Origin of the sequence: Lysinibacillus capsici, from assembly GCF_020217405.1 — a bacterium.
Taxonomy (GTDB): Bacteria; Bacillota; Bacilli; order Bacillales_A; family Planococcaceae; genus Lysinibacillus; species Lysinibacillus capsici.
In genome coordinates, this window is the sequence record NZ_CP084108.1 from 336503 (window position 1) to 357389 (window position 20887).

Annotated in this window: 14 protein-coding genes, 17 tRNA genes, 2 rRNA genes and 2 riboswitches; of the genes, 31 read left to right on the plus strand and 2 right to left on the minus strand. The window is 40.4% G+C overall.

The window, feature by feature from the left end:
* The first annotated feature begins 61 nt into the window (after positions 1–61).
* The 21 genes from LCP48_RS01620 (at position 62) to LCP48_RS01720 (ending at position 7034) form a co-directional block, all read left to right on the plus strand.
* Positions 62–2989: ribosomal RNA gene (locus LCP48_RS01620) — 23S ribosomal RNA — on the plus strand.
* Positions 2990–3055: 66 nt separating this feature from the next.
* A 5S ribosomal RNA gene (gene rrf / locus LCP48_RS01625) occupies positions 3056–3171 on the plus strand.
* An 11-nt stretch (positions 3172–3182) separates the two neighbouring features.
* Positions 3183–3258 (plus strand) — tRNA-Val (locus tag LCP48_RS01630).
* 4 nt (positions 3259–3262) lie between these two features.
* Positions 3263–3338, plus strand: a tRNA-Asp gene (locus LCP48_RS01635).
* 8 nt (positions 3339–3346) lie between these two features.
* Positions 3347–3422, plus strand: a tRNA-Thr gene (locus LCP48_RS01640).
* 7 nt (positions 3423–3429) lie between these two features.
* Positions 3430–3513 (plus strand) — tRNA-Tyr (locus tag LCP48_RS01645).
* Positions 3514–3517: 4 nt separating this feature from the next.
* Positions 3518–3591 (plus strand) — tRNA-Trp (locus LCP48_RS01650).
* A 48-nt stretch (positions 3592–3639) separates the two neighbouring features.
* Positions 3640–3715 (plus strand) — tRNA-His (locus LCP48_RS01655).
* Between the two features lie 9 nt (positions 3716–3724).
* A tRNA-Gln gene (locus tag LCP48_RS01660) sits at positions 3725–3799 on the plus strand.
* Positions 3800–3812: 13 nt separating this feature from the next.
* Positions 3813–3885: transfer RNA gene (locus LCP48_RS01665), tRNA-Lys, on the plus strand.
* 18 nt (positions 3886–3903) lie between these two features.
* Positions 3904–3980: transfer RNA gene (locus tag LCP48_RS01670), tRNA-Arg, on the plus strand.
* Between the two features lie 15 nt (positions 3981–3995).
* Positions 3996–4072, plus strand: a tRNA-Pro gene (locus tag LCP48_RS01675).
* A 15-nt stretch (positions 4073–4087) separates the two neighbouring features.
* Positions 4088–4163: transfer RNA gene (locus tag LCP48_RS01680), tRNA-Ala, on the plus strand.
* Between the two features lie 13 nt (positions 4164–4176).
* Positions 4177–4269, plus strand: a tRNA-Ser gene (locus LCP48_RS01685).
* Between the two features lie 6 nt (positions 4270–4275).
* Positions 4276–4351 (plus strand) — tRNA-Phe (locus LCP48_RS01690).
* Between the two features lie 5 nt (positions 4352–4356).
* Positions 4357–4430: transfer RNA gene (locus LCP48_RS01695), tRNA-Gly, on the plus strand.
* A gap of 4 nt (positions 4431–4434) precedes the next feature.
* Positions 4435–4508, plus strand: a tRNA-Ile gene (locus LCP48_RS01700).
* 7 nt (positions 4509–4515) lie between these two features.
* Positions 4516–4592 (plus strand) — tRNA-Asn (locus LCP48_RS01705).
* 1 nt (position 4593) lies between these two features.
* A tRNA-Glu gene (locus tag LCP48_RS01710) sits at positions 4594–4665 on the plus strand.
* 740 nt (positions 4666–5405) lie between these two features.
* Positions 5406–6452: a nitric oxide synthase oxygenase gene (locus tag LCP48_RS01715; RefSeq protein ID WP_004227663.1), complete on the plus strand. Its 1047-nt coding sequence runs from the start codon at positions 5406–5408 to the stop codon at positions 6450–6452.
* Between the two features lie 51 nt (positions 6453–6503).
* On the plus strand, positions 6504–7034 hold the full coding sequence (locus tag LCP48_RS01720; protein ID WP_216485943.1) for a hypothetical protein: 531 nt from the start codon (positions 6504–6506) through the stop codon (positions 7032–7034).
* A 67-nt stretch (positions 7035–7101) separates the two neighbouring features.
* On the opposite strand, the gene LCP48_RS01725 is transcribed toward LCP48_RS01720, so the two are convergent.
* Positions 7102–8310, minus strand: a complete 1209-nt coding sequence (locus LCP48_RS01725; protein ID WP_202342920.1) for a CynX/NimT family MFS transporter — start codon at positions 8308–8310, stop codon at positions 7102–7104.
* Between the two features lie 177 nt (positions 8311–8487).
* Positions 8488–8664, plus strand: a riboswitch (Lysine riboswitch).
* A gap of 82 nt (positions 8665–8746) precedes the next feature.
* Between LCP48_RS01725 and LCP48_RS01730 the strand changes: the two genes are divergently transcribed.
* The 5 genes from LCP48_RS01730 (at position 8747) to LCP48_RS01750 (ending at position 13732) form a co-directional block, all read left to right on the plus strand.
* Entirely contained in the window at positions 8747–10210 is a 1464-nt protein-coding gene (locus tag LCP48_RS01730) for an amino acid permease (protein ID WP_009373363.1), read from the plus strand.
* A 152-nt stretch (positions 10211–10362) separates the two neighbouring features.
* Complete coding sequence (locus tag LCP48_RS01735; RefSeq protein WP_318528166.1) at positions 10363–11055, plus strand: response regulator transcription factor; 693 nt, start codon at positions 10363–10365, stop codon at positions 11053–11055.
* Between the two features lie 4 nt (positions 11056–11059).
* Complete coding sequence (locus LCP48_RS01740) at positions 11060–11995, plus strand: sensor histidine kinase (protein ID WP_225340612.1); 936 nt, start codon at positions 11060–11062, stop codon at positions 11993–11995.
* A gap of 131 nt (positions 11996–12126) precedes the next feature.
* Entirely contained in the window at positions 12127–13050 is a 924-nt protein-coding gene (locus LCP48_RS01745; RefSeq protein WP_004227675.1) for an ABC transporter ATP-binding protein, read from the plus strand.
* Positions 13043–13732, plus strand: a complete 690-nt coding sequence (locus LCP48_RS01750; RefSeq protein ID WP_004227677.1) for an ABC transporter permease — start codon at positions 13043–13045, stop codon at positions 13730–13732. Before LCP48_RS01745 ends, LCP48_RS01750 begins: the two co-directional genes overlap by 8 nt.
* A 47-nt stretch (positions 13733–13779) precedes the next feature.
* On the opposite strand, the gene LCP48_RS01755 is transcribed toward LCP48_RS01750, so the two are convergent.
* Entirely contained in the window at positions 13780–15045 is a 1266-nt protein-coding gene (locus LCP48_RS01755; RefSeq protein WP_004227679.1) for an Nramp family divalent metal transporter, read from the minus strand.
* A 208-nt stretch (positions 15046–15253) separates the two neighbouring features.
* Here LCP48_RS01755 and LCP48_RS01760 point away from each other — a divergent pair, with 208 nt between their 5' ends.
* The 5 genes from LCP48_RS01760 (at position 15254) to LCP48_RS01780 (ending at position 20793) form a co-directional block, all read left to right on the plus strand.
* Positions 15254–15949, plus strand: coding sequence for a response regulator transcription factor (locus LCP48_RS01760; RefSeq protein ID WP_004227680.1), 696 nt, complete (start codon positions 15254–15256; stop codon positions 15947–15949).
* Complete coding sequence (locus tag LCP48_RS01765; RefSeq protein WP_004227681.1) at positions 15939–17234, plus strand: HAMP domain-containing sensor histidine kinase; 1296 nt, start codon at positions 15939–15941, stop codon at positions 17232–17234. The genes LCP48_RS01760 and LCP48_RS01765 overlap by 11 nt, the downstream gene beginning before the upstream one ends.
* Positions 17231–17899: a PepSY domain-containing protein gene (locus LCP48_RS01770; RefSeq protein WP_004227683.1), complete on the plus strand. Its 669-nt coding sequence runs from the start codon at positions 17231–17233 to the stop codon at positions 17897–17899. The genes LCP48_RS01765 and LCP48_RS01770 overlap by 4 nt, the downstream gene beginning before the upstream one ends.
* 90 nt (positions 17900–17989) lie before the next feature.
* Positions 17990–18514: a PepSY domain-containing protein gene (locus tag LCP48_RS01775; RefSeq protein WP_004227684.1), complete on the plus strand. Its 525-nt coding sequence runs from the start codon at positions 17990–17992 to the stop codon at positions 18512–18514.
* 187 nt (positions 18515–18701) lie between these two features.
* Positions 18702–18851, plus strand: a riboswitch (cyclic di-AMP (ydaO/yuaA leader).
* Between the two features lie 118 nt (positions 18852–18969).
* A complete protein-coding gene (locus LCP48_RS01780) occupies positions 18970–20793 on the plus strand; it encodes an APC family permease (RefSeq protein WP_004227686.1) in 1824 nt (607 codons plus the stop codon).
* Positions 20794–20887 lie beyond the last annotated feature (94 nt).

Genomic DNA, 20887 nt, shown 5'->3' on the forward strand with positions numbered 1-20887 from the left:
ACGACATTGAAATTGTAACAAACACATTTATTTTTTAAGTTTTTTATAGGCTTAATAACTTGGTTAAGTTATTAAGGGCGCACGGCGAATGCCTTGGCACTAGGAGCCGAAGAAGGACGGCACTAACACCGATATGCTTCGGGGAGCTGTAAGTGAGCTTTGATCCGGAGATTTCCGAATGGGGGAACCCACTACGTTTAATCGCGTAGTATCTTGACGTGAATACATAGCGTCTTGAAGGCAGACCCAGGGAACTGAAACATCTAAGTACCTGGAGGAAGAGAAAGAAAAATCGATTCCCTGAGTAGCGGCGAGCGAAACGGGAAGAGCCCAAACCAAGAGGCTTGCCTCTTGGGGTTGTAGGACACTCAATACGGAGTTACAAAAGAGCGAGTTAGATGAAGCGACTTGGAAAGGTCCGCCAGAGCAGGTAAAAGCCCTGTAGTCGAAAGTTCGTTCTCTCCTGAGTGGATCCTGAGTACGGCGGAACACGTGAAATTCCGTCGGAATCCGGGAGGACCATCTCCCAAGGCTAAATACTACCTAGTGACCGATAGTGAACCAGTACCGTGAGGGAAAGGTGAAAAGCACCCCGGAAGGGGAGTGAAAGAGATCCTGAAACCGTGTGCCTACAAGTAGTTAGAGCCCGTTAATGGGTGATAGCGTGCCTTTTGTAGAATGAACCGGCGAGTTACGATTACGTGCAAGGTTAAGCTTTAGAAGGCGGAGCCGCAGCGAAAGCGAGTCTGAATAGGGCGAAGTAGTACGTGGTCGTAGACCCGAAACCAGGTGATCTACCCATGTCCAGGGTGAAGGTGAGGTAACACTTACTGGAGGCCCGAACCCACGCACGTTGAAAAGTGCGGGGATGAGGTGTGGGTAGCGGAGAAATTCCAATCGAACTTGGAGATAGCTGGTTCTCTCCGAAATAGCTTTAGGGCTAGCCTCGTGATGAGAATACTGGAGGTAGAGCACTGTTTGGACTAGGGGGCCATCCCGGTTTACCGAATTCAGACAAACTCCGAATGCCAGATATTTATACACGGGAGTCAGACTGCGAGTGATAAGATCCGTAGTCAAAAGGGAAACAGCCCAGACCACCAGCTAAGGTCCCAAAGTAATCGTTAAGTGGAAAAGGATGTGGCGTTGCACAGACAACCAGGATGTTGGCTTAGAAGCAGCCATCATTTAAAGAGTGCGTAATAGCTCACTGGTCGAGTGACGCTGCGCCGAAAATGTATCGGGGCTAAACGATTCACCGAAGCTGTGGATTGACATCTACGATGTCAGTGGTAGGAGAGCGTTCTAAGTGCGTTGAAGTCAGACCGGAAGGACTGGTGGAGCGCTTAGAAGTGAGAATGCCGGTATGAGTAGCGAAAGACGGGTGAGAATCCCGTCCACCGTATGACTAAGGTTTCCTGAGGAAGGCTCGTCCGCTCAGGGTTAGTCGGGACCTAAGCCGAGGCCGATAGGCGTAGGCGATGGACAACAGGTTGATATTCCTGTACCACCTCCTCACCGTTTGAGAAATGGGGGGACGCAGTAGGATAGGGTAAGCGCGCCGTTGGTTGTGCGCGTCCAAGCAGTAAGGCGTGTGTGTAGGCAAATCCGCACACTGTAACGTTGAGCTGTGATGGCGAGTCCGTATGGACGAAGTTCCTGATTTCACACTGCCAAGAAAAGCCTCTATCGAGGTGAGAGGTGCCCGTACCGCAAACCGACACAGGTAGTCGAGGAGAGAATCCTAAGGTGTGCGAGAGAACTCTCGTTAAGGAACTCGGCAAAATGACCCCGTAACTTCGGGAGAAGGGGTGCTCTTGAGCGTGCAAGCGCATGAGAGCCGCAGTGAATAGGCCCAGGCGACTGTTTAGCAAAAACACAGGTCTCTGCAAAACCGTAAGGTGACGTATAGGGGCTGACGCCTGCCCGGTGCTGGAAGGTTAAGAGGAGTGGTTAGCGCAAGCGAAGCTGCGAATTGAAGCCCCAGTAAACGGCGGCCGTAACTATAACGGTCCTAAGGTAGCGAAATTCCTTGTCGGGTAAGTTCCGACCCGCACGAAAGGCGTAACGATCTGGGCACTGTCTCAACGAGAGACTCGGTGAAATTATAGTACCTGTGAAGATGCAGGTTACCCGCGACAGGACGGAAAGACCCCGTGGAGCTTTACTGTAGCCTGATATTGAATTTTGGTACAACTTGTACAGGATAGGTAGGAGCCAGAGATCTCGGAGCGCCAGCTTCGAAGGAGGCGTCGGTGGGATACTACCCTGGTTGTATTGAAATTCTAACCCATGCCCCTTAGCGGGGCAGGAGACAGTGTCAGGCGGACAGTTTGACTGGGGCGGTCGCCTCCTAAAAGGTAACGGAGGCGCCCAAAGGTTCCCTCAGAATGGTTGGAAATCATTCGTAGAGTGTAAAGGCACAAGGGAGCTTGACTGCGAGACCTACAAGTCGAGCAGGGTCGAAAGACGGGCTTAGTGATCCGGTGGTTCCGCATGGAAGGGCCATCGCTCAACGGATAAAAGCTACCCCGGGGATAACAGGCTTATCTCCCCCAAGAGTCCACATCGACGGGGAGGTTTGGCACCTCGATGTCGGCTCATCGCATCCTGGGGCTGTAGTCGGTCCCAAGGGTTGGGCTGTTCGCCCATTAAAGCGGTACGCGAGCTGGGTTCAGAACGTCGTGAGACAGTTCGGTCCCTATCCGTCGTGGGCGTAGGAAATTTGAGAGGAGCTGTCCTTAGTACGAGAGGACCGGGATGGACACACCGCTGGTGTACCAGTTGTCTTGCCAAAGGCATCGCTGGGTAGCTATGTGTGGACGGGATAAGTGCTGAAAGCATCTAAGCATGAAGCCCCCCTCAAGATGAGATTTCCCATTACGCAAGTAAGTAAGATCCCTCAAAGACGATGAGGTAGATAGGTTCGAGGTGGAAGTGTGGTGACACATGGAGCTGACGAATACTAATCGATCGAGGACTTAACCAAAACGTTTGAAACATTCAATGTATCGTTTATCTAGTTTTGAAAGAATAAGTCTTTCAGCTGAATAAGTGAAGTGATGATGGCAAAGAGGTCACACCCGTTCCCATACCGAACACGGAAGTTAAGCTCTTTAGCGCCGATGGTAGTTGGGGGCTTCCCCCTGTGAGAGTAGGACGTCGCTTCGCTTATTTTTTGTGGAGGATTAGCTCAGCTGGGAGAGCATCTGCCTTACAAGCAGAGGGTCGGCGGTTCGAGCCCGTCATCCTCCACCATTTTGGTCCCGTGGTGTAGCGGTTAACATGCCTGCCTGTCACGCAGGAGATCGCCGGTTCGATCCCGGTCGGGACCGCCATTATTATTGCCGGTGTAGCTCAGTTGGTAGAGCAACTGACTTGTAATCAGTAGGTCGTGGGTTCGACTCCTATCGCCGGCACCATTCCCTTGGAGGGGTAGCGAAGTGGCTAAACGCGGCGGACTGTAAATCCGCTCCTTAGGGTTCGGCGGTTCGAATCCGTCCCCCTCCACCATTTTAGGGGCATAGTTCAACGGTAGAATAGAGGTCTCCAAAACCTTTGGTGTGGGTTCGATTCCTACTGCCCCTGCCAGGTATTGAGGTACTCGTTCATAATATAGCTAATATAATTTATATAGTGGCGATTGTGGCGAAGTGGTTAACGCATCGGATTGTGGTTCCGACATTCGTGGGTTCGATTCCCATCAGTCGCCCCATTTTAAAATTGGGGTATAGCCAAGCGGTAAGGCAACGGATTTTGATTCCGTCATGCCTAGGTTCGAATCCTAGTACCCCAGCCATTTTTAATTGCACGAGCCATTAGCTCAGTTGGTAGAGCATCTGACTTTTAATCAGAGGGTCGAAGGTTCGAGTCCTTCATGGCTCATCATTTTTTAATTAGCATGCGCCCGTAGCTCAATTGGATAGAGCGTCTGACTACGGATCAGAAGGTTATGGGTTCGACTCCTGTCGGGCGCGCCAATAAAATCATGTTTACGGAATGTAGCTCAGCTTGGTAGAGCACTTGGTTTGGGACCAAGGGGTCGTAGGTTCGAATCCTGTCATTCCGACCATCTTTCATGATAAATGGGGCCTTAGCTCAGCTGGGAGAGCGCCTGCCTTGCACGCAGGAGGTCAGCGGTTCGATCCCGCTAGGCTCCACCATTGTAATATTTTTGGAGGTATACCCAAGTCTGGCTGAAGGGATCGGTCTTGAAAACCGACAGGCGGGTAACACCGCGCGGGGGTTCGAATCCCTCTACCTCCTCCATTTTTCGGGTCAGTAGCTCAGTTGGTAGAGCATTAGATTGAAGCTCTAAGTGTCGGCGGTTCGATTCCGTCCTGACCCACCATTATTGCGGGTGTAGTTTAATGGTAAAACCTCAGCCTTCCAAGCTGATGTCGTGAGTTCGATTCTCATCACCCGCTCCAAAATGGGCCTATAGCTCAGCTGGTTAGAGCGCACGCCTGATAAGCGTGAGGTCGATGGTTCGAGTCCATTTAGGCCCATCATTATTCCGAAGTAGCTCAGTTGGTAGTAGCACCTGACTGTTAATCAGGTTGTCGCAGGTTCGAGTCCTGCCTTCGGAGCCACGGCCCGTTGGTCAAGTGGTTAAGACACCGCCCTTTCACGGCGGTAACACGGGTTCGAATCCCGTACGGGTCATCAAGCATGTAGCACAGATGTGTGTTACATGCTTTTTTCTATTCTCCTTTAAGATATTCTCCTTTTTCATGTTGTTGAGAAAAGATCACTAGCAGAAAAAGACACCTATTAGCAAGGTAAGAGGTTGATTTCCGTTCCGCCAGCTTCCTTTCCAGGGGGCGTCCGATGAGCCACTTCACTCATTTACGTTTGCTCCAGGGTCTCATCTGTGACGCTGGCTCCACTACAATCAACCATTCTGCAAAGTTTCTTTACTTTACTTTTTTCATAGTAGCATAGCGATCAAAAAGCCCATTATCTGTATGCTTAGAGGGGATAAGCTCTTATTTTCAATGTGGAGTAGGGAATCAGTTACAACAGCCATCCATAAGTGAATACCTTCAATTTATTTGTGGGATAAAAGAGGAAGACTACTTGATTGCCGGGGTTAGCCAGAAAGAGGCTAGCCGCACCGCGAAAGCCAAGCGTCAGCATGTAATTAGCCTAAAATGGAAAGACTTTTATCTTTCACAAAAATTCTATTGATGGCTTTGCTACAACACTATGAAGGTTACATGATTAATATAGACTTTTTACAATAGTTAGGATCCCTCTCCCTTACATTCTCTTAAGAAAGAGAGTCTATAGAGTAAATATGAACAAACTATTTCATATATAAAATATGTATGTTTTTTCAATTACTATTTTCATGGTGCTTGTTGTTTTGTTCCTCTAATATGAGGATAAGTGGAGGAATCGATATGAATATACAGGAGATACAGCAATTTTTAAGTCTATATCAGACAGAACAAAATGAATCAGAACTTTGGTTAAAGAATAGATTACAGGCAGTTAAGGATGCAGGTGAATATCACCCAACAACAGAGGAGCTAGTTTTTGGCGCACGGGTGGCATGGAGAAATAGCAATAAGTGTATTGGACGTCTGTTTTGGCAGTCACTGCATGTAGTAGATGCACGTGATGCTTTAGATGAAAAGGTTATTTTTCAAAAATTACTAGAACATATAGATTATGCGACAAATCATGGGAAAATCCGTCCAACTATAACAGTGTTTGCTTCAGATAGAGTACGGATTTGGAATCATCAACTAATTCGTTATGCTGGCTATGAAACGGAGGCAGGCATTATTGGTGATTCGCAGTCCATTAAATTTACAAAAGTGTGTGAGTCGTTAGGATGGAAAGGTAAAGGAACTGATTTTGATGTACTACCACTCGTTATCCAGGTGGATAATCGTGCTCCTCAAATGTTTGTAATTCCTGAAGAAAATATAGTAGAGGTCTCAATCCGTCATCCAGAGTCAATCGATGTGGAAAAATTAGGAATGAAGTGGTATGCCGTACCTATTATTTCGAGTATGCGTTTTCAAATGGCTGGAATTGATTTTCAAGCAGCTCCATTTAACGGCTGGTATATGGGAACAGAGATTGGTGCACGAAATTTAGCAGATCATGATCGTTATAATATGTTACCTGCAATTGCAGAGATTTTTAATCTTGATACAACCAAACAAGCGTCTCTTTGGCGTGATCGTGCTTTAGTAGAACTTAATATTGCTGTTCTTCACTCATTTAAAGAAGAGGGTGTGAGCATTGTTGATCATCATACAGCAGCTCAGCAGTTTAAATTGTTTGAGGAGGCAGAAAAATCAACAGGAAGAGAAGTTACTGGCAACTGGACATGGTTAATCCCACCACTTTCCCCTGCCACAACTCACATATTCCATAAACCCTATGTAAATATATATCATACACCAAATTATTTTTATCAAAAACCATGCTATTAGTGTAAAGGAATTGTTTACTTTCAACAATTTTGATGAGAGAGGGCGCTTACTATGTTAAATCAGCAAATTCCCAATATCCCATGGAGACAATTGACGACACCTTATGGTAGAGGTACAGCCATTCCTAAGCTGATAGAACAGGAGCAATACACACAACTAGCTGAATTAATTGAACATCAAGGTACACTGTGGCAGGTGACACCATGGGTTTTGCTTGTCCTGCTAAAAAAGCTTACTAGTAAAAAATTAGAGGTTGTCTCCTTACAAGAGGTACAGTTATATTTAGCTGTGGCACATGTTATTACCAAGGATTATCTCGACCCAGTCAATACTGTTAAAAATATGCAGGAGCTATTAGACGTCAGCTATTTGTGGATAGAAAATGAGGATAATGATGAGCAGGAGTGGGAGAAAGAAACGCCAAAGGGCTATGAGGAGCAAGCTTTTGTAGGCTATTACTTTTATAGTTATATGCTTTTACAAGAGGCTGTTCCTATTTTTTCTACTATAACAGCTCGTAATAATGAAGCTTCAGAATGCCTAGCTGAATTGCTAACATTACTCCAGCAACTCGACAATTAAGTAATGTGTAAACACTATATAGAAATAGAGCAGATGGAGGAAGCTGAACCACCTGCTTTATTTAATTTTAATGCACATATTCATCCTTAGAAGCTCTCATTGAGCAAAAGAAGAGTAACATTGCTACAACGACAAAGAGCCATCCCGCAATATTCCAGCCACCAAATAAATCATGCAAGTAGCCAAAAAGAATAGGACCAATTGCGGCAAATAAATAACCCAAAGATTGTGCAAAGCCTGATAAATCTGCTGCTTCAAATGCAGTACGAGTACGGAGAGTGAAGAACATCATTGCTAGGGCGAATGAAGAACCACCTGCTAACCCTAGAAGAACCATCCACAGGACCCCAAGACTTGTCCATTCCATGACAACTCCAACAAAGCCTACTAAATAGAAGGATGTAAACATCAATACAAGTGGGCGTTGAGAAGTCATTTTACCTGCAATAATAGGGACTGCCAAAGCCATTGGTACTTGTGAGAATTGCATGATTGAAAACATCCAGCCAGCATTATCAGGCGCTAAACCTTGAGCAATATAAATCTCAGGTATCCACGCTGCTGTTGTATAGAATAATAAAGACTGTAAACCCATTGCCCCTGTGACAGCCCAAGTAACAGGTGATTTCCATAAAGGTGTACTGGTCTTTTTAGATGTAGTAACTGGTTCTGGGTAATTTGACTTTAGTTGAGGTATCCAAATTAAGATTGTAATTAGAACGAGTATGAGTGCAATGGAAAGCGCACCTTGCCAGCCTAACGATGAATTAGCTATCGGATAGCTAATACCAGCTCCAAGGCCAGCAGTAAAATTCATGGACATGGTGAAAAAGGCCATTAATAAACCCACATGATAGGGAAATTTCAATTTTAATAATCCTGGAATTAGTACATTTCCAAAAGAAATGGCTACGCCAATTAACACAGTACCCAATAGAAGTAATTCTGTCGTACCAAGTGAACGTAGGACAATTCCTAAGGCCAAGAGAAAAGTTGATAAAAATAATGTTAGCTCAAGCCCTAGTTTGCGTGCTACAACTGGTGCAAATGGAGATATAATAGCAAAAGCCAGCAATGGAATCGTTGTTAGAAAGCCTGCCAATACATTAGATATTCCAAGATCTTCACGGATAAAGGATATAATTGGACCAACAACAGTTAGTGGCATTCGTAATGTAGAGGCTATAAAGATAACGCCAAAGACTAAAAGTAAGGTTGTTCCTGTCCAGCTAATTTTTTTACTTGGATAACTAGTGGTATGATCATTTGTAGTCAAAATAAATCCCCCCTAATAATAACCATTCTAATTGAACTACTATAACACTTTATCACACTATTAAAAATAGTAGAAGATTCATAAAATACGGAACATTTCTTGCAGTATTGAAATGTCTATGGTCTTATGTTAGTATAATAAACATCATAAATTTAATAATTATATGCCTCATGTTTGTATTGAGGTAGAGGTCGCGATATTTATAAGTATGCTAATTGAAATGACAAGCATTGATGAGATTAGCTGAAAGGAAATATTGCCGAAGTGTGAGGGGACTTGAAAACCTCATGCTGGGGCTGTCTCCGAAAGGAACAGAACTGTCACGTTTGTACAACGTGTTGAGCTATCATGTAGGGAAAACTGAGGATTAACGTAGCCATCACAGTGTATATGTGATGGCATTTTTTTGCCTCATAAATAGGAAGGAAGCTATATCGTGAGTGAAATAAAAGTAAATCAGCTCGGACATAAAGCGCCGAAGCTGAAAAAAGAATTAAAAAGCCGTCATATTACAATGATTTCTTTAGGCGGTACAATTGGTACGGGGCTATTCTTAGCTAGTGGAGGTGCTATTGCTCAGGCAGGGCCTGGGGGAGCATTGCTTGCCTATGCTTTAATCGGTATTATGGTGTATTTTTTAATGACAAGCTTAGGGGAAATGGCTGCCTATATGCCATCATCAGGTTCATTTAGTACATATGCAACCAAATTTGTAGATCCCGCTTTGGGCTTTGCATTAGGCTGGAACTACTGGTATAACTGGGCAATCACCATTGCTGCCGAAATTGCTGCTGTGTCATTAATTATGAAATATTGGTTCCCAGAAAGCTCATCAGCACTTTGGACAGTATTATTTATTGCTGTTGTATTGACGTTTAATTTACTATCCGTAAAAAGTTATGGTGAAAGTGAATATTGGTTTGCCATGATTAAAGTAGCAACGGTTATTGTTTTTATTATCATTAGCTTACTAATGATTTTTGGTATTTTAGGTGGGCAGGCTCCTGTAGGTTTTACTAATTTCTTTGTTAGTGATGGGCCATTCCATGGTGGCTTCCTTGCTACATTTGGTATTTTCCTAGCTGCAGGATTCTCATTCCAAGGGACAGAATTACTAGGAATTACAGCTGGTGAAACAGATAATCCTGGTAAAAATATTCCGAAGGCTGTTAAATCTGTATTTTGGCGTATTCTATTGTTTTATATTTTAGCGATTGGTGCAATCGGGATGTTGATTCCATTTACAGACGAACGTTTGTTATCAGAAGATATCGCAGTATCACCGTTTACACTAGTGTTTGACCGTCTAGGTATTGCCTTTGCTGCTTCTTTAATGAATGCCATTATTTTAACGGCTATGCTGTCAGCAGGAAATTCAGGACTATATGCATCTTCTCGTATGCTATGGCAATTAGCAGTGGATGGACATGCACCTAAATTTTTTGCAAAGCTAAGTCGTAGAGGTATTCCGATTTATGCACTTATGGCAACATTAGCTGTAGGCTGTTTAGCATTTTTGGCATCCTTCTTTGGCGATGGAGTGGTATATATCTGGCTATTAAATGCTTCTGGAATGTCTGGCTTTATTGCATGGCTAGGTATTGCGTTTAGTCATTATCGTTTCCGCCGAGCGTTTGATGCACAGGGCTTGGATCCAAAGTTATTACCTTATAAAGCCAAATTATATCCGTTTGGACCACTATTTGCTTTTACAGTTTGTATGATTGTAGTCATTGGACAAAATTACACAGCCTTTACAGGCGATAAGATTGATTGGTACGGTATGCTTGTTTCGTATATTGGGATTCCATTATTTTTAGCATTATGGTTGGGCTATAAAATAAAGCACAAAACAAAAATGCTTCCACTTAAAGATTGTGATTTAAAAGTTGAAGATTAAATAATAGAGCTGTTCTGTAAACCTAAGAGTGATGGTTTATGGGGCAGTTCTTTTTTCAATACTCATAAACAAAATCTCTCTAATCAAACATCATAAATATGGTAATGTAATATACATATGGAAATTGGGTTTGATAGGAGAGGTGCATGATAGTGCAAAAGCATATTTTACTTGTAGAAGACGATGAAGCCATTCGTGAAATGGTTGATAATTACTTAACGATGGAAGGTTTCAAAGTCACAACAGCGACTAATGGCGAAGAGGCATTACATAATTGTTTGCAAAATACCTTTGATTTGGTCATTTTAGATATTATGATTCCTAAATTAAATGGATTGGAAGTATTAAAGATTATTAGAGAGCAGGCAGCACTTCCTATCATTATTATGTCTGCAAAAGACAGTGATGTTGATAAAGCGTTGGGCTTAGGATTAGGGGCAGATGATTATATCGCTAAACCCTTTTCTATGCTGGAATTTTCAGCACGTGTAAAGGCTGTTATCAGAAGAGCGACGAAATACTCTAGTCAAGCTGAACAAAAGCAAGAGGTCCTCGAAATTGATAATTTAAAGATAGATATCGTTAATTTCTCAATAGCAAAGAGTGGACAAGAGATAAAGCTGACATCAAAGGAATTTTCCATTTTAAAATTGTTTGTGACAAATCGTCAAAGGGTTTTTACCAAAGAGCAAATTTATCAGATGATATGGAAAGATGCCTATTACGGAGATGAAAATATTATAAATGTACATATCAGAAGACTACGTGAAAAAATAGAAGATGATCCATCAAATCCTCAGTATATTAAAACTCTATGGGGAATCGGCTATAAGTTTGAGGGATAAAAATATGATGATATTTCTATTAATAATAATTGTATTGCTAATCGGAGTCCTAATTTTTCAATGGAAAGTCAAGAGGGAACAAGAACGCGCTATCCAATACATTCATAGTAAACTACACGTAATTGTAAATGAACAGACATATGAAAAGATTCTAGTAACAACTACAAATTCAGAAATTCAACAGTTACTTATTACACTGAATGCTTTGCTAGATCAGCATCAAAAAATCCAGGCTACGCATCGTAAAATGGAAAATTCCATGAAAAAGATGTTGGCCAATATTTCGCATGATCTTAAAACACCTTTAACCGTTGTACTTGGCTATATTGAAATGCTTCAACTTCAAAATGCGATGAGTGACGAAGAACGCCAACGATTACTTACAGGTGTACATGCTAAAACATTAGAAGTGTTAAAAATTATCCATACATTTTTTGACTTGGCAAAATTAGAGGCTGGGGACACAGATTATCCAATCACTAAAATCAATGTCAGTGAAATATGCCGTAAAAATATTTTGTCTTTTTACGATCTGGTTACTTCAATGGGATTAGATATTAATATTGGTATTCCTACAAGCCCCATGTATGCCCTTGGTAATGAAGAAGCATTAAATAGGGTTCTAAACAATCTACTGTCTAATGCTATTGCGTATGGAGCAGATGGCAATGTAATTGGAATTACCGTAAGACATGAAGAAGCCAATATTGATATTGATGTGTGGGATTGTGGCAAGGGTATTGATGAATATCATATCGATAGCGTATTTGAAAGGATGTATACACTTGAGGATTCTCGAAATAAATCTTTTCAAGGCAGTGGTTTGGGACTAACGATTACAAAGCGGCTAGTAGAAATAATGAATGGCTCCATCCGGTTATCGAGTATTCCTAATGAAAAAACTACTTTTACCATTTCGCTAAAACGAATGATGTATTGAATCCAATTGTGCTTGTAAAGCTTTAAGGCTTTGCAGGCTTTTTTACTTAAGAAATTTGTAAGAATGCAGTAATAAAATAGAGAGTTTCATTTTTTATAATGAAGCTAGTCACAATTGAGGGAGAGAATTACATGACATACATTGTAAAAACAAATCAGCTTACGAAAGTTTATGATGGAAAAGAAGTTGTTTCAGCTGTCAATATGAACGTTAAGAAGGGGGAGATTTATGGATTTTTAGGTCCCAATGGTGCAGGTAAAACCACTGTTATGAAGATGCTAACTAATCTAACGAAGCCTACTAGTGGGGATGTAGAAATTTTAGGGGAGAAATTGACAGACAAATCCTATGAATTACTAAAAAGAATGGGAACAATTATTGAATATCCTATTTTCTATGAAAAATTAACGGCTAGTGAGACCCTGGAATTACATTGTGAATACATGGGTTATTATGATAAGAAAGAAATTGCACATGTTCTTAATTTAGTAAAGTTAACCAATACAGAGAATAAGCAGGTTAAAGATTTTTCTCTTGGGATGAAACAGAGATTAGGCATTGCAAGAGCCATCATTACAAAGCCAGAGTTACTTATATTAGATGAACCAATTAATGGATTGGACCCAGTTGGGATAAAGGAGTTAAGAGAGCTTTTCAAGATGCTTTGTAAGGAGTACGGCATAACTATTATTATCTCTAGTCATATTTTGGCTGAAATAGAACAATTGGTCGATACAATAGGTGTTATTAAGAATGGAAGGCTCATCACTGAGGTAGCAATGGATACTATTAATCGTGATCAGGTCAATTATACCGAAGTGATCGTAAGTGATGGGAAAAAGGCAGCGTTTATTATTGAAAGCGAATTAAACATTACTAATTTTAAGATGATGGATGATAACTCTATACGTATATACGACTCAACAGTATCTCAACAAAGCCTATCAAGAGCATTAATTGAACATGACGTGGAGATTGAAGAGATTAGTAAAAAAACAAGTTCATTAGAGGATTATTTCTTAAAGCTAATCAATGGAGGCGTTGTCCATGCTTAATTTAATGCGTTTAGAAATGAAGAAATTCCATTTAGGATCATATGTTAGAGGAGCTATCATTGCTAATTTAGTCATTCTCGGGTTTCTGTTTATGATTTTATTTATTTCTAAAGTTGAAGGAGATCCAGGGCTTGAAAATTACAAGGTTGCTTTAAGTGTCATTGATACATTTGTAAGAGCAGTTTTTATTATCTTTGCTTCTACGTTAATAGCTAAGTTAATCATCGGAGAATATAAATTTAAAACCATTACTTTAGCCTTTATGTATCCGATAAGTAGAAGGAAATTAATGGTCGCAAAGCTTGCTATTGTCATGCTATTTACTTTCAGTATGATCATTATCTCCAATGCTCTTATTACAGCCATTTTTTGTGTCGTAAGCGATCGATATGAATTAATTCCAGATGTACTATCAAGTTCTTTAATTATTCAGCATATACCTTCTGTATTGATGAATGCGATAGCTGCCTCAGGCATAGCTTTAATCCCATTGTATTTTGGGATGAGAAAATACTCTATACCGACAACTATCATTTCATCTATTATAATTGTGTCTGTAACTTCGTCAAATTCAGGTGACTTTACTTTAAACGATATAATTATTATTCCAATTACTTTAGCAATCGTGGGTCTGGGTATTGCTTATTTAGCCATTAGAAATATCGAAAAGGTGGATGTTTAATCAAAAAGATACCAGGTGCTCATTCCTATAGAGTACCTGGCTTTTTATTATCCAAAAATTGTTTCCCAAAGTAAGTAAATGTTTAACGTAACAACAATGACTACGACAAACCAACCTAAAACAGTTGTAATACGGTGATTAACTAGGCTTCCCATGATGTCTCGTTTACTTGTAAACATAACAAGAGGGACAAGTGCAAAGGCAATACCAAATGATAAAACAACCTGACTAAGAACCAAAGCATAGGTAGCATTCACACCAGAGGCAATGATTGCAAGTGGTGGCACCATGGTAATCGCTCTACGTAAATAAAGAGGTATTTTTCTTTGAATGAAGCCCTGCATCACTACGTCACCGGCTAAAGTCCCTACAGAGGAGCTAGCAAGCCCTGCAATAAGTAAACCAAGACCAAAGGAAATGGCAGCCAGTGGGCCGAGCGCATCTTTTAAGCCATTATAGGCAACATCTAAATCTTCAACAATAACGCCTTGGGTATGGAATACTGCTGCGGCAATTATGAGCATGCTCATATTGATGGCACCAGCAATAATCATAGCGATGATAATATCGATAAATTCAAAACGGAAAATACGTTTTTTTTCTGCCTCATTTCGACCAATAATACGACTTTGTGTTAAAGAGGAATGTAAGTAAATAGCATGAGGCATAACGGTTGCACCTAAAATACCTGTTGCTAATAATAGTGAATCTACACCTTCAAAGTGGGGTGTGAACATACCGATCGCTACATCGCCCCATGCTGGCTGCGCTAAAAATGTTTGGAAGGCAAATGCCAATACAACAATTAATACCATGCCAGAAATACCTGCTTCAAAGGCTCTAAATCCTCTTCTTTGCAGCTCTAAAATAGCAAATGAACCCACTGCTGTAATCAATGCGGCGGGAAGCATTGGGATATTGAAAAGTAAATAAAGCCCTAATGCTGCTCCGATAAATTCAGCGAGGTCAGTGGCAATGATGACCAATTCTGCCTGTATCCATAAAAAGATAGATGTTTTTTTAGAAAAATGCTCGCGTGCGACTTCAGGTAAATTTTTTCCTGTCGCAATTCCAAGCTTGGCAGACAGAGATTGAATTAACACAGCCATTAAATTAGAAAAGGCTATAACCCAAAGTAGCAGGTAGCCATATTGAGAGCCTGCTGTAATATTTGTAGCAAAATTACCAGGATCGATATAGGCGACTGCTGCAATGAAAGCAGGTCCTAGAAATGGTAAAAATCTTCGCCAACCTTTTATATCTCCATCTAAAACCGCCTCTGCAGCCGATTTTGTGACTCGTTTGTAAACCATATTGTTCCCTCGTTTCAAAAAGTATCACCGATGAAATAAAGTTTCCTATAGGAAAATGAGATATTAGTATTCTAACGCTAGGAATAAAAAAAGTGAAGTGGTTTGCTTTATCTTTCTATAAGTATGTGCCATTCTCATCATTTTCTAATTAGACTTTCACCACTTGTATCGTATACGATGAAAAGAAAAGGCGAAGGACGGATTCGACATGACACATCGAATTTTAATTATAGAAGATGAAGAAAATATTGCGAGAGTGCTACAACTGGAGCTTCAATTTGAAGGATATGAGGCAGCAATGGCCCATACAGGAACAGAGGGCTTACTACAATACCGTGAGCAGCAATGGGATTTAATTTTACTTGATATCATGCTACCTGAGATGAGCGGTATTGATGTGCTAAAGCGTATTCGTGCAACAGAATCTCAAACACCTGTTATCATGCTAACTGCCAAAAGCGAGGTAGAGGATAAGGTAAAGGGCTTGGATTTAGGAGCCAATGATTATGTGACAAAGCCTTTTGAAATTGAGGAGCTACTGGCACGAATTCGCAATGCATTATGGTTTTCGCAGAAGGTAAGTCCAAAGCAAGTTGCACTTTCATTTGGCCATTTATCGATAAACGAGCAAACAAGGGAAGTTGTATATTTTGATAAGGAAATTCAGCTGACACCTCGTGAGTATGATTTGTTGTTCTATTTACTAAAGCATCCTAAACAAGTACTGACAAGGGAGCAAATATTAGAGGCTGTGTGGGGCTATGATTATTATGGGGATACGAATGTTGTGGATGTTTATATACGTTATGTACGACAAAAGCTTGAGGCTGCTAATCCAACACCTCTTATCCAGACAATTCGAGGTGTTGGATATGTGCTAAAGGAACATAGTTATGAGACTTAAAACAAAAATCCATCTACTAACAACATTGCTTATGCTAGTTATAGTAGTGGCAACAAATAGTGGAATTTATTTGTTGTATGAGAAATTTGCCTATGATACGGAATATAATCAGCTTCAGTCACGGGCAAATGAGTTAAGCTCTACACTGAGTCAGTTAAATGCACAAACCAACCTACAGCAAGTATTAAGAGCCTATATGCCAACAGATGGTGCCGTTTATATATATGATGGTGAACTTTTGAAAACGAAGGTTCAGGCTACACTCGAAATGCAAGAGGTCCCTTCTATTACCTATACAATGCCTGCCATTTGGATCGACGGAACGGTGGTGGACATAACTTTGCAGCAATCTATGGAAGAAGTAGAGCGGACATTAGATTTGTTAAAGGTCATCTTAGTTGTTGTATCTGTTGTGGCATCGATTCCTATTTTCCTAGCGAGCTTTGTACTCGGTCGACTTATTTTATTACCGTTAGAACGTTTAAATGAGACCATGCGCAAAAGTGCATCTACTGGGAAATATGAAAAAATAGATACCACAGAAAAAGGTGGGGACGAATTAACAAACATAAACCGCACTTTTAATATGATGATGGAGAAGCTTGAACAACATTATCAGAAGCAACAAGAATTTGTATCAAATGCCTCCCATGAATTAAAAACTCCTATAACTGTCATTGAAAGCTATGCAAAACTACTCCTAAGGAGGGGGTTTGATAATCGGGAGGTTGCTCAGGAATCCTTACAAGCTATTGCCAATGAATCATCTCGTATGCATGAAATGGTATTGCAATTGCTAGAACTAGCTAAAAACAAAGAGCAATTGGACGTTCATTTCGAACAACTAGAGCTTGCCCCGTTCTTAAATAAAGTAGCTTTACAAATGGAACAGGCTTATCATCGAACATTTAGAATTGATGAGCAGATTCCAAAGTTTATTTATAGTGATGAAAAAATATTGAAGCAACTACTTTTTATTTTGCTGGATAATGCTAGGAAATATAGTGAGGATGAAGTACGTATTCAAGCCACTGAAACAACCAATCATGTACGTATTACCATCCAAGATTTTGGTATTGGTATTCCAATCGAGCATATTCCTCATTTGTTTGAGCGTTTTTATCGTGTAACAGAGGATCGTAATCGTAAAACAGGTGGTTCGGGGCTAGGGCTAGCAATAGCACATGAACTGGCACAACAATTAGGTATAACGATAGATGTGAAAAGTAAGCTAGGGGAAGGCTCAAGCTTTACTTTATGTATACCAAAGGAGGGACAGCAATGAAAAAGTGGATGTTAGTAATTGTTGGTATTATCCTTTGTAGTGGAGTAATTTGGTTTGTTCAACATCGTTATTTTTACGTTCAACCTATTAGTGAAGCGGAGGCTATTCGCCATATTGAGACTATCTACAATGGTCATGTTACACAAGTTGAAAAACAAGGAAATACCTTGGAAATGCTTTTTACGCGAGAGAATGTCAAGTATGCAGCTATACTTGACGTTACGACACAACAGATAACTGCTCTAATCATGAAAGAAGGACAAAGTAAATTACTATTAACAGAAAAGCAGATCAGACAAATGGTTAAAAAGGAATATGGAGATGTAGAAAGCGTTATGCTTACAGACTCCGTTTATACTGTACGTGTTGAAAATAAGAAAATTCAAATGGATTTAACCCTTGATGGTTATACTGGCGAACTACTGGCAGAGAAAAAGGTTGAGCCACAAGAACAACCTATCGAAGAGCCTATTATTACTGAGCAACAGGCTATTCAAATAGCTCTTAAGCAATTAAAGGGTGAAGTGGATTCAGTTGATTTTGAAGAAACCTCAGAGGGTGGATACTATTTAGTTGAGATTGAAACGCAGGAGGACGAAGCTACATTTCAAATTCATGCTGTTTCAGGAAAAGTACTGTCTGTAACATGGGATGACGATCATTAAATCATTCTCATGAAATTCTAATGTTCCTCTTATAGTTCTATCATCTTCACTTGGTAAGCTAAGTTTAGATAAAACAAAGGAGAGATGAACATGAAAAAAATGATAATGATTCCAGCACTAGTAATTACTCTTGGAGTGGGTGCAGCGATTGGCTCGACGACTTTATTATCAGGAAATGCCCAAGAAAAAAAGGTCTTATCCATGCAGGAAATTGAGAAGAAAGCGCTAGCGGTAGTGGATGGTACAGTTGCCAATATCGAATTTGACCAAAATCAGTTTAGCTCTATTTATGAAGTAGAGGTGTATACAGATACAGAAGAATATGATTTAAAATTTGATGCTTATAGTGGGAAATTACTCAAGCAGAAAAAGGAACGTCTAGATGACGATGATTGGGATGATCATATTCCTGCTACGACTGCTACAACAAAAATAATTACAAAAGAGCAGGCTGTCAAGACAGCCCAAACAAAAGCAAAGGGTAAAGTGACAAAAATTAAACTTGATGATGGTGTATATGAAATTGAATTAAAAGACGGTCAATATGAATACGAAGTAGATGTGGATGCAGTCTCTGGGAACATTATAAATTTTGAACAAGGCTTTGATGACTAATTTAATGAGCTGTCTTAAAGGGAGAACATACCTTTAAGGCAGTTTTATTGTTTTTATTGTGGGTATTTACTAGATATTCAGGAAATTTACTTTAAGAAGTGGTTATTTATATGTTCAAAAAAGAAAAATTTTCTTCTTTACTTTTTCAATTAGCAGGCGTACTATGACATCATTATAAAAGTTTCAAATTTCTAAATCGCTGAAGCAACTAAACGCGGGGGAACCAATTTTGATGGATGGCATAGCCATTCTTGGGGTGAATCTCTTCCTTTTGGAGGAGTAGGGCTACTCAGGCCCGAATCCGACAGCTAACCTCGTAAGCGTTAAGAGCAGAAAGGTGGAGCTTGGCAGACGGATGAGCGTCTACAAGTCTTATTTAGTGATGACTTGTAGGCGTTTTTTGATGTCATTTAGAAAGGCGAAACACATTCTATGAAACTAGAAGGTGTTTATCAATGAAATCCTCATTCAAACGTTATGTAATCGGCAAACCATTAAGATCCGATGCGTTAGGGGAACAAAAGCTAAGTAAAACAAAGGCATTGGCTATATTATCGTCAGATGCATTGTCGTCAGTAGCCTATGGACCAGAACAAATTTTAATTGTTCTGATGACGGTAGGTACAATGGCTTTTTGGTATACTTTACCTATTGCCGCTGGAGTGGTTATTCTACTCGTGGCATTGATTTTATCCTATCGTCAAGTTATCTTCGCCTATCCACATGGGGGAGGCGCTTATGTCGTATCACGAGAAAATTTAGGCGTGAATGCAGGTCTTGTTGCAGGGGGTTCTTTGCTTGTTGATTATATTTTAACGGTAGCAGTAAGTGTGTCGGCTGGGACAGATGCCATTACATCTGCATTTCCAAGTCTTCATGCTTATAATGTACCCATTGCTATTATATTTGTGATTTTCTTAACGATTTTAAACTTGCGAGGTGTAACAGAGTCAGCCTCTATCTTGGCTTACCCAGTTTATCTATTTGTAGGCGTTATGGTGTTGCTAATCGGGATTGGGCTCTATAATGTGGCAACTGGACAGGTGCCTGCAGAGTTACATCCAAAGATTGGTACACCAGTGGCAGGGATTAGCCTATTTATTTTATTAAAGGCATTTGCATCAGGAAGTTCAGCGTTAACAGGAGTAGAGGCTATTTCTAACGCAATACCTAATTTTAGAAATCCTGCTCCAAATAATGCTGCTAAAACGCTTTTAGTAATGGGCGCCATTTTAGCCGTTTTATTCATCGGGATTGTTAGTCTAGCTTATTTTTATGGCGTTGCACCAACAGAAGAAGCAACAGTCGTTTCCCAACTAGCAGAAGCTAGTGTTGGTCGGAATTTTCTTTATTATATTGTCCAGGGGACAACTGCAATGATTTTAGTACTTGCCGCAAACACAGGGTATTCAGCATTTCCCTTGCTTGCTGTGAATTTATCGAAGGATGGTTTTATCCCAAGAATCTTCCAAATCCGAGGGGACCGTCTTGGCTATTCAAATGGTATTTTAATGCTAGGTATTGCTGCCATTGTTTTAATTATACTTTTTGACGGGGCCACAGAGCATTTAATTCCGCTCTATGCAGTAGGCGTATTTATTCCCTTTACATTAGCGCAAACGGGGATGATGAGAAAATGGTGGCGCGAAAAATCTAAAGGCTGGGTAGCAAGATTTACGATCAACACAATTGGGGCCGCTATCTCTTTCATCGTGGCAATGATGTTTTTTGTGACAAAAATGCCTCAAGTTTGGCCGGTGTTTATCTTTTTACCAATTATTATTTTTGTATTCCATCGCATTAAGCAACATTATCAAGCTGTTGGAGAACAGTTAAGGTTAAATCATGAGGAACTGGCTACTATTGAGGGGAATGTTTTCATTGTGCCAGTAGCTGGCATAACAAAGGTGGTTGAAAACTCCCTACATTATGCCAAATCACTTAAGGTTGATAAAGTGATAGCCTTTTATGTAGCTTTTGACCAAGCAGATGCAAAAGCTTTTGAAGAGAAGTGGAATGCCTGGCAACCTGATGTACGATTAGTTACCTACTATTCACCATATCGCAGCATTACACAGCCATTAATTAAATTTATTGATAAAGTAGAACATCAATGTACGAAGACAGGTCATAAAGTAACGGTTGTTATCCCTCAATTCTTACCGAAAAAAGGGTGGCATCATATGCTACACAACCAATCGAGTCTTCTCATTCGTACATCATTGTTATTTCACAGAAATGTCGTCATTATGACAGTACCGTTCCATTTATCAAAATAATGCTAGCAAGCTAGAAAATAGTCTGTTATAATCAGTACGTTGATTGAAAACACGAACGTTTACAATTAAAAAGTTCCAGAATACCATTAAATTC

Coding starts and splice junctions, on each gene's coding strand:
- LCP48_RS01715 (WP_004227663.1), top strand. CDS start 5,406: ATGAATATACAGGAGATACAGCAATTTTTAAGTCTATATCAGACAGAA.
- LCP48_RS01720 (WP_216485943.1), top strand. CDS start 6,504: ATGTTAAATCAGCAAATTCCCAATATCCCATGGAGACAATTGACGACA.
- LCP48_RS01740 (WP_225340612.1), top strand. CDS start 11,060: ATGATGATATTTCTATTAATAATAATTGTATTGCTAATCGGAGTCCTA.
- LCP48_RS01745 (WP_004227675.1), top strand. CDS start 12,127: ATGACATACATTGTAAAAACAAATCAGCTTACGAAAGTTTATGATGGA.
- LCP48_RS01750 (WP_004227677.1), top strand. CDS start 13,043: ATGCTTAATTTAATGCGTTTAGAAATGAAGAAATTCCATTTAGGATCA.
- LCP48_RS01755 (WP_004227679.1), bottom strand. CDS start 15,045: ATGGTTTACAAACGAGTCACAAAATCGGCTGCAGAGGCGGTTTTAGAT.
- LCP48_RS01760 (WP_004227680.1), top strand. CDS start 15,254: ATGACACATCGAATTTTAATTATAGAAGATGAAGAAAATATTGCGAGA.
- LCP48_RS01765 (WP_004227681.1), top strand. CDS start 15,939: ATGAGACTTAAAACAAAAATCCATCTACTAACAACATTGCTTATGCTA.
- LCP48_RS01770 (WP_004227683.1), top strand. CDS start 17,231: ATGAAAAAGTGGATGTTAGTAATTGTTGGTATTATCCTTTGTAGTGGA.
- LCP48_RS01775 (WP_004227684.1), top strand. CDS start 17,990: ATGAAAAAAATGATAATGATTCCAGCACTAGTAATTACTCTTGGAGTG.
- LCP48_RS01780 (WP_004227686.1), top strand. CDS start 18,970: ATGAAATCCTCATTCAAACGTTATGTAATCGGCAAACCATTAAGATCC.